Source organism: Mycobacterium sp. 012931 (assembly GCF_000419295.1).
Classification (GTDB): domain Bacteria; phylum Actinomycetota; class Actinomycetes; order Mycobacteriales; family Mycobacteriaceae; genus Mycobacterium; species Mycobacterium marinum.
In genome coordinates, this window is sequence record NZ_AOPX01000001.1 from 77,219 (window position 1) to 92,231 (window position 15,013).

Annotated in this window: 13 protein-coding genes and 2 pseudogenes; 12 read left to right on the forward strand and 3 right to left on the reverse strand. The window is 65.1% G+C overall.

Annotation, left to right across the window (positions count from 1 at the left end; translation table 11 throughout):
* The first annotated feature begins 63 nt into the window (after window positions 1-63).
* The 7 genes and pseudogenes from MMSP_RS00355 (at window position 64) to MMSP_RS00385 (ending at window position 6,321) form a co-directional block, all read left to right on the forward strand.
* Window positions 64-735, forward strand: coding sequence for an allophanate hydrolase subunit 1 (locus MMSP_RS00355; protein ID WP_012392491.1), 672 nt, complete (start codon window positions 64-66; stop codon window positions 733-735).
* Between the two features lie 15 nt (window positions 736-750).
* Window positions 751-1,620 carry a 5-oxoprolinase/urea amidolyase family protein gene (locus MMSP_RS00360; protein WP_020785003.1) on the forward strand — a complete coding sequence of 290 codons (870 nt, stop codon included), beginning with the start codon at window positions 751-753 and terminating at the stop codon, window positions 1,618-1,620.
* A 26-nt stretch (window positions 1,621-1,646) separates the two neighbouring features.
* Entirely contained in the window at window positions 1,647-2,192 is a 546-nt protein-coding gene (locus tag MMSP_RS00365; protein ID WP_012392489.1) for a GNAT family N-acetyltransferase, read from the forward strand.
* A 229-nt stretch (window positions 2,193-2,421) separates the two neighbouring features.
* A pseudogene (locus MMSP_RS00370) lies at window positions 2,422-3,826 on the forward strand (nitrate/nitrite transporter).
* Between the two features lie 79 nt (window positions 3,827-3,905).
* Window positions 3,906-5,057 (forward strand): uroporphyrinogen-III synthase, encoded by a 1,152-nt coding sequence (locus MMSP_RS00375; protein ID WP_015354262.1) that lies wholly within the window; start codon window positions 3,906-3,908, stop codon window positions 5,055-5,057.
* Entirely contained in the window at window positions 5,048-5,809 is a 762-nt protein-coding gene (locus tag MMSP_RS00380; RefSeq protein ID WP_012392486.1) for a sirohydrochlorin chelatase, read from the forward strand. The genes MMSP_RS00375 and MMSP_RS00380 overlap by 10 nt, the downstream gene beginning before the upstream one ends.
* 56 nt (window positions 5,810-5,865) lie before the next feature.
* Complete coding sequence (locus tag MMSP_RS00385; RefSeq protein ID WP_020785006.1) at window positions 5,866-6,321, forward strand: hypothetical protein; 456 nt, start codon at window positions 5,866-5,868, stop codon at window positions 6,319-6,321.
* 136 nt (window positions 6,322-6,457) lie between these two features.
* On the opposite strand, the gene nirD is transcribed toward MMSP_RS00385, so the two are convergent.
* Both nirD and nirB read right to left on the reverse strand, forming a co-directional pair.
* Window positions 6,458-6,814, reverse strand: a complete 357-nt coding sequence (gene nirD, locus MMSP_RS00390) for a nitrite reductase small subunit NirD (protein ID WP_012392485.1) — start codon at window positions 6,812-6,814, stop codon at window positions 6,458-6,460.
* A gap of 25 nt (window positions 6,815-6,839) precedes the next feature.
* Window positions 6,840-9,416, reverse strand: a pseudogene (gene nirB / locus MMSP_RS00395) (nitrite reductase large subunit NirB).
* A gap of 215 nt (window positions 9,417-9,631) precedes the next feature.
* Here nirB and MMSP_RS00400 point away from each other — a divergent pair.
* Window positions 9,632-10,090, forward strand: a complete 459-nt coding sequence (locus tag MMSP_RS00400) for an Hsp20/alpha crystallin family protein (RefSeq protein WP_015354258.1) — start codon at window positions 9,632-9,634, stop codon at window positions 10,088-10,090.
* 74 nt (window positions 10,091-10,164) lie between these two features.
* On the opposite strand, the gene MMSP_RS00405 is transcribed toward MMSP_RS00400, so the two are convergent.
* Complete coding sequence (locus MMSP_RS00405; protein ID WP_015354257.1) at window positions 10,165-10,935, reverse strand: isocitrate lyase/phosphoenolpyruvate mutase family protein; 771 nt, start codon at window positions 10,933-10,935, stop codon at window positions 10,165-10,167.
* A 115-nt stretch (window positions 10,936-11,050) separates the two neighbouring features.
* On the opposite strand from MMSP_RS00405, the gene MMSP_RS00410 reads away from it, so the two are divergent.
* The 4 genes from MMSP_RS00410 to MMSP_RS00425 all read left to right on the forward strand — a co-directional run bounded on the left by MMSP_RS00410 (window position 11,051) and on the right by MMSP_RS00425 (window position 14,968).
* Complete coding sequence (locus MMSP_RS00410; protein WP_012392481.1) at window positions 11,051-11,347, forward strand: hypothetical protein; 297 nt, start codon at window positions 11,051-11,053, stop codon at window positions 11,345-11,347.
* A gap of 78 nt (window positions 11,348-11,425) precedes the next feature.
* Window positions 11,426-12,247, forward strand: a complete 822-nt coding sequence (locus MMSP_RS00415) for a hypothetical protein (protein ID WP_020785009.1) — start codon at window positions 11,426-11,428, stop codon at window positions 12,245-12,247.
* Window positions 12,248-12,293: 46 nt separating this feature from the next.
* Window positions 12,294-14,222 (forward strand): fumarate reductase/succinate dehydrogenase flavoprotein subunit, encoded by a 1,929-nt coding sequence (locus MMSP_RS00420; RefSeq protein WP_012392479.1) that lies wholly within the window; start codon window positions 12,294-12,296, stop codon window positions 14,220-14,222.
* Window positions 14,222-14,968 carry a succinate dehydrogenase/fumarate reductase iron-sulfur subunit gene (locus tag MMSP_RS00425; protein ID WP_020785010.1) on the forward strand — a complete coding sequence of 249 codons (747 nt, stop codon included), beginning with the start codon at window positions 14,222-14,224 and terminating at the stop codon, window positions 14,966-14,968. Before MMSP_RS00420 ends, MMSP_RS00425 begins: the two co-directional genes overlap by 1 nt.
* The last annotated feature ends 45 nt before the right edge of the window (window positions 14,969-15,013 follow it).

A 15,013-nucleotide genomic window follows, 5' to 3' on the forward strand; every position in this document is an offset into this window, starting at 1 on the left:
GGCCCTTCTGGCAGTGCTCGAAAATTTCTCGCCCACCGCCGAATCCGGGGCTAACGTCGAAGAATGAGTGTGACCGATATCTCAACCGAGCTTGCGGCGGACATGGTGACGCGCAACATTTTCGACTACGGCGATCAAGCGCTGATGCTGGAGTGTGACAGCACCGCGCAGGTCTTGGCGTGGACGCAGACCCTACGCGCCGCTGCGCTGCCCGGCGTGGTCGACATCGTCGGGGCCTCCCGCACGGTGTTGGTGAAGCTCGCCGGTCCCCGCTTCCAAGGGGTTACCCGGCAGCGGATACGCCGGCTGCCCGTCGACCCCGACCTGCTCGCGTCCGAGCACCAGGGCGAACCGCTGCCGGCGCCGGTCATCGACGTCATCTACGACGGCCCCGATCTTGCCGAGGTCGCCAGCCATACCGGTCTGACCACCGCACAGGTCATCCACGCCCACACCGCCACCCGGTGGCGCGTCGGGTTCAGCGGATTCGCGCCCGGGTTTGCCTACCTCATCGGCGGCGATCCTCGGCTGCAGGTGCCCCGCAGGTCCGAGCCGCGGACCTCGGTGCCGGCCGGGTCGGTCGCGCTGGCAGGCGAATACAGCGCGGTATACCCGCGGCACTCCCCCGGCGGGTGGCAGATCATCGGCCATACCGACGCGGTGTTGTGGGACATTGACCGGCCCAACCCGGCCCTGCTCACCCAGGGCATGTGGGTACAGTTCCGGCCGGCGTAGCGAGGAGGATCTGTCGTGATAACCCTGGAAATACTGCGCAGCGGGCCGTTGGCCATCGTCGAGGACCTCGGCCGGGCCGGTCTGGGCCACCTGGGAGTCGGGCGGTCCGGGGCGGCCGACCGTCGCTCGCACACGCTGGCGAACCGCTTGGTCGCCAATCCCGACGACTGGGCGACCGTCGAGGTCACGCTGGGAGGCTTTTCGGCCCGGGTTCGTGGCGGCGACATCGACATCGCGGTGACCGGAGCCGACACCGACCCAACCGTCAACGGAACGTTGTTCGGCACCAACAGCATTCATCATGTCCGCGATGGCTCGGTAATCTCACTGGGAACTCCCAATGCGGGACTGCGTACCTATCTAGCGGTGCGCGGTGGTATCAGCGTCACCCCCGTGCTGGGTTCACGCAGCTATGACGTGATGTCGGCAATCGGCCCGGCACCATTACGGACCGGGGATGTGCTGCCGATCGGCGACCGTTCGCAGGATTATCCGGAACTCGACCAGGCGCCGGTGGCCGCCATCGCCGACCGGGTGGTCGAACTGCGGGCGATACCGGGACCGCGCGATGACTGGTTCGTTGATCCCGAAGCGCTGGTACACACCGACTGGGTGGTCTCCGGTCAAAGCGACCGGGTGGGAACGCGATTGGTCGGCCGCCCGCTGACGCACCGCAATCCAGACCGCCAGTTGCCCAGCGAAGGGACCACTCGCGGCGCAATCCAGGTGCCGCCCAACGGATTACCGGTGATCCTGGGGCCCGATCACCCGATCACGGGCGGCTACCCGGTGGTGGGTGTGGTGATCGATGACGACATCGACAAGGTGGCCCAGGTGCGGCCCGGTCAGCACGTATGGCTGCACTGGGCACGCCCTCGCCGCTGACGCGCGGGCACTGGTAGACAGAAATAGTGCATACCGAGGTTCACACGGCTCGGCTGGTCCATACCGCCGATCTGGACAGTGAGACGCGTCAGGGCATTCGCCAGATGGTCACCGCCGCCTTTGCCGGCGACTTCACCGATCACGATTGGGAACACGCCCTGGGCGGTATGCACGCCCTGATCTGGCATCGCGGCGCGATCATCGCGCACGGCGCCGTGGTGCAGCGGCGCCTTATCTACCGCGGTAGCGCCCTGCGTTGTGGCTATGTCGAAGGTGTTGCGGTGCGAGAGGATTGGCGTGGCCAAGGACTGGCGACTGCGGTGTTGGACGCCACCGAGCAAGTGATTCGTGGCGCCTACGAACTGGGGGCGCTCAGTTCCTCGGCGGGCGCCCGCCGGCTGTACACATCTCGAGGCTGGTTGCCGTGGCACGGCCCGACATCGGTGCTGTCCCCCACCGGCCCCACTCCCACACCCGATGATGACGGAACCGTGTTTGTGCTGCCGGTCGATGCCAGCCTGGACACCTCCGCCGAATTGATGTGCGACTGGCGCGCGGGAGACGTCTGGTAATACCTCGGCGCCGCGCCTTCCTGCCAGCCAGTTTTCAGATAACTGCGATTCAACTTTCAGCCCATATCCACCCCTTCGAGTTGACCGGCTTGCATGATCGATGTGAGCATCGAAACAGGCGGTGGCGCATGCCTCTTCATTCGTGATTCATCTCGAGACTCGCCTGACTTCTCAACGCATGCTTGCCGGAAAAGCGGCGCCACCGTCGGCGAAAGGTGCAGACGCCAACATGAACCGCAACCATCGGATCGAGCACTGGGATCCCGAAGACGCCCAGGCTTGGGAGGCTAGCAACCACGCCGTCGCTCGCCGCAACCTGCTGTGGATCACCGCATAGCGACCACGTCGCCTTTGGGGTTTGGACGCTCTGGCCGGTGTTGGTGCTGTTCATGCCCTACGACGTTTACGGCTTCTCCGCTGCGGACAAATTCCTGCTCGGCGCCACAGCCACCTTTGTTGCGGCCTGCCTGCGCATCCCGTATTCGCTGGGTATCGCCACCTTCGGCGGCCGGAACTGGACCGTGTTTTCGATTGCGGTGCTGGCCATTCCCACCATCGGCACGATCTGGTTGCCGAGCCACCCGGGGTTGCCGCTGTGGCCGTATCTGGCATGCGCCGCATTGACCGGATGCGGTGGCGCCAACTACGCGGCGTCGATGACCAACACCAACGCCTTCTACCCGCATCGGCGCAAAGGCTTCGCTCTCGGGTTCAACGCCGGCGCCGGCAATCTCGGCGTCCCCATGATTCAGCTGGTGGGGCTGCTGGTGATCGCGATCGCCGGCTATCACCAGCCGTATTGGGTGTGTGGACTGTATCTGTTGCTGTTGACGGTCGTCGCCGTCGGAGCGGCCCGCCAGATGGATAACCTGGCGCACGCCACCTATGACGTGGGCCATTTGCGGGCCATCCTCACCCAGCGCGACACCTGGGTACTGGCCCTGCTCTATCTGGGCACTTTCGGCTCCTGGATCGGGTTCTCCTTCGCGTTTGGCCAGGTGCTGCAGATCAACTTCGTCGGTAGCGGACAAAGCCACGCACAGGCCGCCCTGCACGCGGCCGAGTTCGCCTTCATCGGGCCGGCGCTGGGCTCGCTGGCCCGGATCTACGGCGGCCGACTGGCGGATCGGGTCGGCGGCAGCCGGGTCACCCTGGCGGTCTTCATCACGATGGCGTTGTTTACCGGGCTGTTGGTGGCCATCAGTACCCACGGCGACCACACCCCAGGTCCGGCCACCGTGGCGATGACGGCGGGCTACATCGGCGGCTTCCTGGCCCTTTTTGCGCTCGCCGGCCTGGGCAACGGTTCGGTGTACAAGATGATCCCCTCGGTCTTCGAGGCGCTCAGCCACCGGAACCAGATCACCGAATTCGAGCGACGCCGCTGGTCACAGGCCATGTCGGGAGCGGTGATCGGATTTGTCGCCGCCTTTGGCGCCCTCGGGGGCGTGGGCATCAATCTGGCGCTGCGACAGTCCTATCTGAGCACCGGAACAGACACCTCCGCCTATTGGGTCTTCCTGCTGTTTTACGTCGGCGCCGCGCTTCTGACCTGGTCGAGATACGGGCGCCGAGCGGTCCCGGTCGCCGGTACCGCGGGGACGGCATCCGGATCCCGGCTGGCCCGAGTGTGACTGGGGTCGCAGGGGTGGGCAATGCGGGCAGCAATTGCTTGGTAACGCATCCGAAACCTCACACGCTTAGACACGACATATGGCCCAGCAAAAATCTGAGCCACTGCGGGGCTACCGGATTGCGGTGACGTCTTCTCGCCGGGCCGAGGAGTTGTGCGCACTTCTGCGCCGCCACGGTGCCGACGTCTGCAGTGCCCCTGCGATCAACATGATCGCGCTGCCCGAAGACGACGAACTCCAGGGCAATACGGAGGCGTTGATCGCCAACCCACCCGACATCCTGGTGGCCCACACCGGTATCGGTTTCCGGGGCTGGGTAGCCGCGGCCGAGGGGTGGGGGCTGGCCGGCGAACTCGTTGATGCGTTGTCGGTAGGCCGGACCATATCGCGCGGACCGAAGGCGACCAGCGAGCTACGCGCGGCGGGCTTGCGCGAAGAATGGTCGCCAGAATCGGAATCCTCGCAAGAAGTTCTGGAATACCTGCTTGAATCCGGGGTCGCCGGTCAGCGGATCGCCATTCAGCTACACGGCGCGGCCGATGGCTGGGATCCCTTCCCCGAGTTTGTCGGCGGCCTCCGCGCGGCGGGGGCCGAGGTGGTGCCCATTCGGGTGTACCGCTGGAAGCCAACGCCATTGGGCGGCGCGTTCGACCAATTGGTCACCGAGATCGCCCGGCGACAGTTCGACGCGGTGAGTTTCACCTCTGCGCCCGCCGCGGCCGCGGTGCTCGAGCGTGGCCGCAAGCTGGATATCGAAGAGGAACTGCTGGAGGCGCTGCGCAACGACGTACACGCGATGTGCGTCGGCCCCGTCACCTCTCGCCCCTTGATCCGCAAGGGGGTGCCCACCTCATCGCCGGAGCGAATGCGGCTGGGCGCCTTGGCCCGTCATATCGCCGAGGAACTTCCGCTACTTGGCTCCTGCACCGTGAACGCCGCAGGCCACGTCGTCGACATCCGCGGAACCTGCGTGCTCGTCGATGGCTCCATCAAGACACTGTCGGGGTCGGGCATGGCGATATTGCGCGCCTTGACCAAGCGCCCCGGAGACGTCGTCGCCCGCAGCGAGCTGCTGAATGTGCTTCCCGGAAACGGCGACGACACTCACGCGGTAGACACCGCCGTATTGCGGCTGCGCACGGCGCTGGGCGACAAAAACATCATCGCGACGGTGGTCAAGCGTGGTTACCGGCTGGCGCTCGACACCCAGGACGACACCGCATGCACCTGATACTCACGGCGCACGGCACCCGCCGGCCGGCCGGTGTCGCGATGATCGGCGACCTGGCGGCGCGGGTGAGCGCGCTGCTGAAGCAGACCGTGCAGGTGGCGTTTGTCGACGTGTTGGGTCCCACACCCAGCGAAGTGCTCGGCCGACCTGCGCCGGGACGGGGCTCGGCGCAATCGGCAATCGTGGTACCCGCCTTCCTGTCCCGCGGCTACCACGTCCGCATCGACCTGCCGGCGCACGTCGCGGCCAGTGGCCACCCCGACGTCACCGTCACCCCGGCACTGGGCCCCAGCCGAGAGATCGCCAGAATCCTCATCCAGCAGCTGCTGGAATCCGGCTGGCGCCCGGATGATTCGGTGATATTGGCCGCGGCTGGGACATCGGATCGACGGGCGCTCGACGACCTGCGCACGGCGCGCGCGTTCCTGTGCGCACTTACCGGTTCACCGGTGACCCTCGGGTTTGCCGCAACCGGCCGTCCCGACCTCCGCACCGCTGTTCGCGCCGCGCGGCGCAACGGGGCCCGCCGGGTCGTGGTCGTCTCCTATCTGCTGGCCGAAGGCCTGTTCCAGGAGCGGCTGCGCGCCTGCGGCGCCGACGTGGTGACCCCGCCGCTGGGCAACCACCCCGGCTTGGCCGAACTGATCGCGACGCGGTTCCACAGCGCCATCTCGGCTGCGGTGCCTACGGTTCCACGATCACCGATGCACACCCGAGCCGAATCACATGAAACACAAAGCATTGTTGGTTGAGAACGCCGACGTGGACAATGCTTGATCTTTGACCATATCCGGGTGATCCTGACACCATGGCCAATAACGAAGAGCCCTCCCGCGGGCTCCTCGATCCGGTGGCGAAGCTGCTGCGTTTGCCCTTCGGCACACCGGAGTTCATCGACGAGATTGTCGCCGGCAGTGTCAACCAGGTCGGCCGCCGGACTCTGTACATGCTGATCACCACGTGGGACGCGGTGGGCGGCGGCCCGTTCGCCGCCAGCGCTGTCGCCTCCACCGGCCTGGCCAAGATGGCCGAAATCGTCCAGTCGATGTTCATCGGGCCCATCTTCAACCCACTGCTCAAAATGCTCGGCGCGGATAAGATCGCCGTCCGCGCGTCATTATGTGCCTCGCAATTGGTCGGCTTGGGCATCATGCGCTACGGGTTGCGCTCCGAACCAATGCATTCAATGTCAGTGGATGCGTTGGTGGACGCCATCGGCCCCACCATGCAGCACTACCTTGTCGGCGACATCAGCCGGGGGTAGGCGCCCAAGCCGCCTGCCACGATATCGGGCGGGCATCCTGGGGCTTGACCGTGCGCATGGGGCGTCACATCGTGAGCTGGATCGCCACGGCTGCACCCCCGGATCCGTGGGCTCACGCCCAAATCCGTAGACCCGGTCAGGCGGCCAACCGCGCGACCTGAATCTTGCCTTCCGCAGTGACACGCGCCGGGTACACCGGCACCGAAACGCGTGGATCATCAAGGCAGCTACCGTCGTCGAGCGCGAACGCCTGTTTCTGAATCGGAGATTGAACTGCCGCACGGCCGTCCCGATCACCGACGATGCCACGGGACAGCACGGCCGCACCGGAGAACGGGTCGATGTTTCCCAGCGCGTGCACCGAGCCGTCGTCCAGCCGGAACAGAGCCGCCTGACTGCCGTCATCGAGCAGCACACCCACACCCCGGCCGGGGATCAGATGGTCGTATGCACAGGCGGTGGTCCATACCTGAATGTCGTTGAGAAGTGTCACACTACCTCCTAGAATCTTCGCGACTTCATGATCGGACCCGCGGAATGCCAATGGAGACAGGAACTTTACGTCCCGCACGCTCGGTGAATGTCACTGTCGGGTCGGCGGCGTCGGGGGCATTGACGAAAGAGACGAACCGCGACAGCTTGTCCGGGTCCTCCAGCACGCCCTTCCACTCGCACTTGTAGTTGGCGACGTGGTGCTGCACCGCCGCTTCGAACTCTTCGGCCAGGCCCAAGGAGTCGTCACACACGACCTCGCGGACGTGATCGAGTCCGCCCTCAAGTGATTCGACCCACGGCGCGGTGCGCTGTAGCCGATCGGCCGTTCGGACGTAGTACATCAGGAACCGGTCGATCTAGCGGACCAGCGTCTCAGTGTCGAGGTCGCTGGCCAGCAGCTGAGCATGCTTGGGAGTCATGCCGCCATTGCCGCCGACGTACAGGTTCCAGCCCTTTTCGGTGGCGATGACGCCGACGTCCTTGCTGCGGGCTTCGGCACACTCGCGCGCGCAACCCGAAACGCCCAGCTTGAGCTTGTGCGGCGCCCGCAGGCCTCGGTAACGCAGTTCCAGGTCGATGGCCAGCTGCACCGAATCCTGTTGCCCGTAACGACACCAGTCACTACCCACGCAGCTCTTCACCGTCCGCAACGCCTTGCCATAGGCGTGGCCGGACTCCATGCCCGCATCGACCAGCCGCTTCCAGATCAGCGGCAGCTGATCGACTCGCGCACCGAACATGTCGATCCGCTGGCCGCCGGTGATCTTGGTGTAAAGCCCGAATTCCTGGGCGATTTGGCCGATCAGAATCAGATGCTCCGGCTTGATGTCGCCACCAGGGACCCGCGGCACCACCGAGTAGCTACCGTTCTTCTGGATGTTGGCCAGGAAGTGATCGTTTGAGTCCTGCAGCGAAGCCTGCTCGCCGTCCAGGATGTGGTCGGACCCGGTGGACGCCAGGATCGACGCGACCACGGGTTTGCAGATGTCACAACCCTTTCCGCGACCAAAGCGTTGTAGCAGTCCCGAGAAGGTCCGGATTTCGGTAGCCGAAATGATCTGGAAGAGTTCCGCGCGCGATTGGCTGAAGTGCTCGCAGAGCGCCTTGGACTGTTCGACACCCTCGGCTTCCAGCAGTTGCTTCAGCAGCGGCACGCACGAACCGCACGAGGTACCGGCCGCGGTGCACGCCTTGAGCGCGGGCACATCGGCGCAGCCGTCGGCGATCGCACACTTCAGCTCGCCCTTGGTGACGTTGTTGCAGGAACAGATCTGTGCCGAATCGGGCAGTGCGCCAATGCCCAAGGCACCAGCACCGTCGCCAGAGGCGGGCGAGATCAGCGCCAACGGATCGCCGGGCAACTCGCTGCCGACCATCGGGCGCAACACCCCGTACGCAGAAGCGTCGCCCACCAGCACGCCGCCCAGTAGCGTCTTGGCGTCATCGGAGAGCACCAGCTTGGCGTAGGTGCGATTCACCGCGTCGTTGACGGCTACCTCGAGGCAGTTCTCGGTAGCACCCATCGCGTCGCCGAAGCTGGCCACGTCAACGCCGAGCAACTTGAGCTTGGTCGACAGGTCGGCTTCGGGGAACTCCGCGACACCGTTGAGCAACCGGTCGGCCACCACCTCGGCGCTGGTGTAGCCGGGCCCGACCAATCCGTAGCAGCGCCCCTCGATGGCGGCCACCTCACCGACCGCGTAGATGTCGGGATCGCTTGTCTGACAGGACAGATCGGTGAGCACGCCGCCGCGCTCGGCGATCGCGAGGCCGGCCGCCCTGGCCAATTCGTCGCGGGGCCGGATACCCGCCGCGAAAATCAATGCGCCGGCGTCGATGACGTCGCCGCCGGCCAGCCGCACCCGTAGCGACGTCGCGCCATCGGAATGCTCGACAGACTCAATCGAGTCGGTGCCCGTCCCGACGTGCACAGCGATCCCGAGGTCGGAAACCATCCGGGCCAGTAGCGCGCCCCCGGCCTCATCGATCTGTTGGGCCATCAACCGCGGCATCATCTCGATGACGTGCGTCTGCAACCCGAACTGGCGCAACGCGTTGGCGGCTTCCAGCCCGAGTAGGCCACCGCCGATGACCACGCCGGCGCCACCGTGGCCATCGCGCAGTGCGCGTTCAGCGCAGGCATGGATAGCGTCGAGGTCATCGAGCGTGCGATACACGTGGCAGCCGGGCAGGTCATGGCCGGGCACCGGAGGGACAAAGGCGTAGGACCCGGTGGCCAGCACCAGGGCGTCATAACCGTGTCGCGTGCCGTCGGCGGTGACCACCGACTTGGCCGCGCGGTCGATCTCGGTGACCCGCGTGCTCAGCAGCACCCGAACCCGCTCGTCACCGGCGTAGTCGTTGCCCGGCAATGCCAGCTGAGCCCGATCCCAGGTTTCGGTGTAGGAGGTCAGGCCCACGCGGTCATATGCCGCATCCGCTTCCTCGGCCAGCACCGTGACCCGCCAGCGATCGTCGGTGTCGCGGGCCCGAAGCGCCTCGACCATCCGGTGGCCCACCATGCCGTGGCCCACCACGATGACGTGTCGCGGGACACCGGGGTTCGCATCGTGCGCACGCACAGTTCCGCCTGGGGCCATGGCATGAAGGCTAGAGGCGGGAAATTACCGAAAAATCGCCAAATGTGACACGTGGGTGACGTGGCGCTCACACCTGCCAACGGACTGTGTGACCCCGTTCGCTCTGGGCGAAACCCCAGGTGGAACTTTAGCGTGGTCAACTCATGTTCTTGCTAGTAGCCGACCGGCGAGGAGCCGGACACAGCTAACTCACACGGAAGCATAAGGAGAAAATCATGAGCAATCTCGCGTTGTGGTCGCGTCCGGCCTGGAGCACCGATCGCTGGCTGCGGGACTTCTTCGGACCAGCGGCGGCATCCGATTGGTACAAGCCGCTGGCCACCGGATTCAATCCGGCCGCGGAGATCGTCAAGGACGGCGACGACGCAGTGGTCCGCCTCGAGCTGCCCGGCGTGGACGTGGAAAACGACGTCAATGTCGAGGTGGAGCGCGGCGAGCTGGTCATTCGCGGCGAACACCGCGACGAGCACGCCCAGGAAGCTGGGGAAGCCGACCGCCGCACGTTGCGCGAAATCCGGTACGGATCGTTCCGCCGGTCGTTCCAGCTGCCCGAACACGTCACCAGCGAGGCCGTCTCGGCTTCCTATGACGCGGGCGTGCTGACCGTGCGGGTGCAAGGCGCCTACCGGGATCCGGCGGCGAGTGAGCCGCAGCGCATCGCAATCACCAAGTAGGTCCGGCCGGCTCGCTGGGCGCACTGATCCGGCGGAGTGAACGGCTCCGCCGGGTCAGCGGCATTCGACTCCGGTCAGCGCCAGCGGGCCAGCAGCTCGGTCGCCCGGCCGGACAGGGCGGCCTGCAGAAAGGGGCCGAAGCTGATCCGGGCGACACCCAACCGGCCGAATGAGGCTGGATCGTCCTGGTCGGGCAGCGCGATCGCGTTGATCGGCAGCGGCAACTGCGCCGCCAACCGCCGCAACGTATCCGGGTCGTGACGGCCCACCGGGTACAGCACATCGGCGCCGGCGGCCGCGGCCTCGGTCAACCTCGCCACGGCCCGCTCGAAGCGGTCTGCCGGGTCACCGTCGCGACGCAGGAAAAGATCGGTGCGCGCGTTGAGGACGACATGCACGCCGGCCGCGTCGGCGGCCGACCGTAACGCGCCGACCAACTCGGCGTGTTCGCGGCGAGACCTCAGTCTTGCGCCTTCGGAGTGCACCGTGTCTTCGATGTTCAGCCCAACAGCGCCCACGCTCAGCAAGCCCTCGATCAACCGCTGCGCATCCAGCCCATACCCGGATTCGATGTCCACCGACACCGGGATGTCGACGGCCGCCGTGATCTGCGCGACCCGGGCGAGCACGTCGTCGAACGACATCCCCTCGTTGTCAGGTTTTCCGATCGAATCGGCCAGTGGGTGGCTGCCCACCGTCAGGGCGGCGAAGCCGGCGTTCGCGGCCAGCCGCGCCGACCACGCGTCCCACACCGTCGGCAGCACCACCGGGTTGCCGGGCTGATGCAGCGCGAGCAACGCCAGGGCGCGCTCGGCGGTGACATTCAAACCTTGCTCGGATGGCATGGCGACCTTGGTTTCCTGCCCGCGCTATGTCTTGACTGCCGTCTGGCAGAGACTGTGGATAGTATCGGTGGGCGTACTGTGATCCGTAACACCATCAGCCCGTAGGGAGCATGCGTTGTCCCCCACAAACGAACTCGCCGAACTGCACGATCTCATCGGCGATCTGAGGCGGTGCGTGACCTCGCTGAAGTCGCGATACGGCGACGATTCAGGCATGCGCCGCGTCGTCATCGATGCCGATCGGATCCTCACCGACATCCAATTACTCGACACCGATATCGCAGAATTGGACCTGGATCGAGCTTCGGTGCAGCAATCCGTCGAGAAGATCGCCATCCCCGACACCGACTATGACCGCGATTTCTGGCGCGATGTCGACGACGAAGGTGTCGGGGGTCACAGTAGATACTGACAATCAAGCCCCGCCGAAATCAGGGTCCTCTATCTGTGTACCCTTCGACGAGATACCACTCGAAGAGGATCGCACTAGATGAGCGCACCCACGGCGAACCGTCCCGATACTGGCGTTTTCTCACCCAGCCGGGCCAAAATCCCGCAGCGGACGCTACGTACCGACCTCTGGTGGTGGGCGCCGCTGGTCACCAACATCGGATTCCTGGCGTTCATCGTCTATGCCACCACCCGGGCGTTTTGGGGCAGTGGCTACTGGGTGGAGAAATACCATTACCTGACACCCTTTTACTCGCCGTGCGTCAGCGCGTCCTGCGCACCGGGCGCAAGCCACCTTGGTGTCTGGTTCGGGCACTTTCCCTGGTGGATTCCGTTGGGAAGTCTGGTATTACCGTTCCTGCTCGGTTTCCGGCTCACCTGCTACTACTACCGCAAGGCTTACTACCGTTCGGTATGGCAATCACCGACCGGCTGCGCGGTACCCGAACCACGCGCGCACTACACCGGGGAAACCCGTCTGCCGCTGATCATTCAGAACAGCCATCGGTATTTCTTCTACGTTGCGGTAGTGGTGTCACTTATCAACACCTACGACGCAATTATGGCCTTCCACTCGCCCACGGGTTTTGGATTCGGTTTAGGCAATGTCATTTTGGTGACCAACGTGCTCTTACTCTGGGCCTACACCATTTCCTGCCATTCATGCCGGCACGCAACCGGCGGCCGTCTAAAGCATTTCTCCAAACACCCAGTGCGTTACTGGATCTGGGCACAAGTGAGCAAGCTCAATACCCGGCACATGCTATTCGCGTGGATCACGCTGGGCACCCTGTCGCTCACCGACTTCTACATCATGCTGGTGGCTACTAACACCATCACAGATCTCAGATTTATTGGCTGACAAGCCGTTTCAGGATTTATCAAGAAATAGCTGAGCGAGGTTTTCAATGGTTGAGGTCGAACGGCACTCCTACGACGTTGTCGTGATCGGTGCCGGCGGCGCGGGGCTGCGGGCGGTCATCGAGGCACGCGAGCGCGGCCTGAAAGTCGCGGTCGTGTGCAAATCGCTGTTCGGCAAGGCCCACACGGTGATGGCCGAGGGTGGCTGCGCGGCCGCGATGGGTAACAGCAACCCCAAAGACAACTGGAAAACCCACTTCGGCGACACCATGCGAGGCGGGAAGTTCCTCAACAACTGGCGCATGGCCGAACTGCACGCCAAGGAAGCCCCGGACCGGGTCTGGGAGCTCGAAACCTACGGCGCGCTGTTCGACCGCCTCAAAGACGGCAAGATCAGCCAGCGCAACTTCGGTGGGCACACCTATCCGCGGCTGGCCCACGTCGGTGACCGCACCGGCCTGGAGTTGATCCGCACCATGCAGCAGAAGATCGTGTCGCTGCAGCAGGAGGACTTCGCCGAGGTCGGCGACTATGAGGCTCGGATCAAGGTGTTCGCCGAATGCACGATCACCGAGCTACTCAAAGACGGTCCCGAAAACGGCGGGCGGATCGCCGGAGCCTTCGGCTACTGGCGGGAAAGCGGCCGCTTCATCCTGTTCGAGGCGCCCGCCGTGGTGATGGCCACCGGCGGGATCGGCAAGTCCTTCAAGGTCACGTCCAACTCCTGGGAGTACACCGGCGACGGGCATGCCCTGGCACTGCGGGCCGGCGCGACGTTGATCAACATGGAGTTCGTTCAGTTCCACCCGACCGGCATGGTGTGGCCGCCCAGTGTGAAGGGGATCCTGGTCACCGAAGGTGTTCGCGGTGACGGCGGGGTGCTCAAGAACTCCGATGACGATCGATTCATGTTCGGTTACATCCCGCCGGTGTTCAAAGGCCAATACGCGGAGACCGCCGAAGAAGCCGACCAGTGGCTCAAAGACAACGACTCGGCCCGTCGCACCCCTGACCTGTTGCCGCGAGACGAGGTGGCCCGCGCCATCAACTCCGAGGTCAAGGCGGGCCGGGGCACCCCGCACGGCGGCGTCTACCTCGACATCGCGTCGCGGCTGACCCCCGAGGAGATCAAGCGCCGGCTGCCGTCGATGTATCACCAGTTCATGGAGCTGGCCGGGGTCGACATCACCAAGGAGCCGATGGAAGTCGGGCCGACCTGCCACTACGTGATGGGCGGCATCGAGGTCGACGCCGACACGGGCGCGGCCACGGTCCCCGGGCTGTTCGCCGCCGGCGAGTGCTCGGGCGGCATGCACGGCTCCAACCGGCTGGGCGGGAACTCGCTGTCCGACCTGCTGGTCTTCGGTCGGCGGGCCGGCCTGGGCGCCGCCGACTACGTGCGCGCGCTGAGCAGCCGTCCGACCGTCTCACCGGAGTCCGTCGACGCCGCCGCCAGGCTGGCCCTGGCGCCGTTCGAAGGGCCCACCGACGGCACCGCTCCGGAAAACCCGTACGCGCTGCAGATGGACCTGCAGTTCCTGATGAACGACCTGGTCGGCATCATCCGCAACGCCGACGAGATCAGCAAGGCGTTGACCCTGTTACGGGAGCTGTGGGCACGCTACGAGCATGTGCAGGTCGAAGGCCACCGCCAGTACAACCCGGGCTGGAACCTCGCGATCGACATGCGCAACATGCTGACCGTCAGCGAGTGTGTGGCTCGGGCCGCGCTGGAACGCACCGAGAGCCGGGGCGGGCACACCCGCGACGACCATCCCGGCATGGACCCGAACTGGCGCAACGTCTTGTTGGTCTGCCGGGCCGCCCAGGAAGCCACCGACGGTTCCCACATCACCATCACCCGCCAGCCGCAGGTACCAATGCGGCCGGACCTGCTGGACCTCTTCCAGATTTCCGAGCTGGAGAAGTACTACACCGCCGAAGAGTTGGCCGACCATCCAGGACGGAGAACGTAATGGGTTACAACGCGAGCTTGCGCGTGTGGCGCGGCGACGAGAGCAACGGCGAGCTGCGCGACTTCACCGTCGAGGTCAACGAGGGTGAAGTGGTGCTCGATGTCATCCACCGTCTGCAGCAGACCCAAACGCCCGACCTGGCGGTGCGCTGGAACTGCAAGGCCGGCAAGTGTGGATCCTGCTCGGCGGAGATCAACGGCAAGCCGCGACTGATGTGCATGACCCGAATGTCGACCTTCGCCGAAGACGAGATCGTCACCGTGACGCCGCTGCGCACCTTCCCGGTGATTCGCGACCTGGTCACCGATGTCTCGTTCAATTACGAAAAGGCACGCGAGATTCCCTCTTTCGCGCCTCCCGAGGAGCTGCAGCCGGGCGAGTACCGGATGGCCCAGGTCGACGTCGCGCGCTCGCAGGAGTTCCGCAAGTGCATCGAGTGCTTCCTGTGCCAGAACGTCTGCCACGTGATCCGCGACCACGAGGAGAACAAGAAGGCGTTCGCCGGTCCGCGGTTCTTGATGCGCATCGCCGAACTGGAAATGCATCCCCTCGACACTCGGGACCGGCGCAACGAGGCACAAGAGGCGCATGGCCTGGGGTACTGCAACATCACCAAGTGCTGCACCGAGGTATGCCCGGAAAACATCAAGATCACCGACAACGCGCTGATCCCGATGAAGGAGCGCGTGGTCGACCGCAAGTACGACCCGGTCGTGTGGCTGGGCAACAAGCTGTTCCGACGCTGACTTGGCGGCCCTAGCGTTAGGCCCGGGGCCGCGCCGGGTACCCCG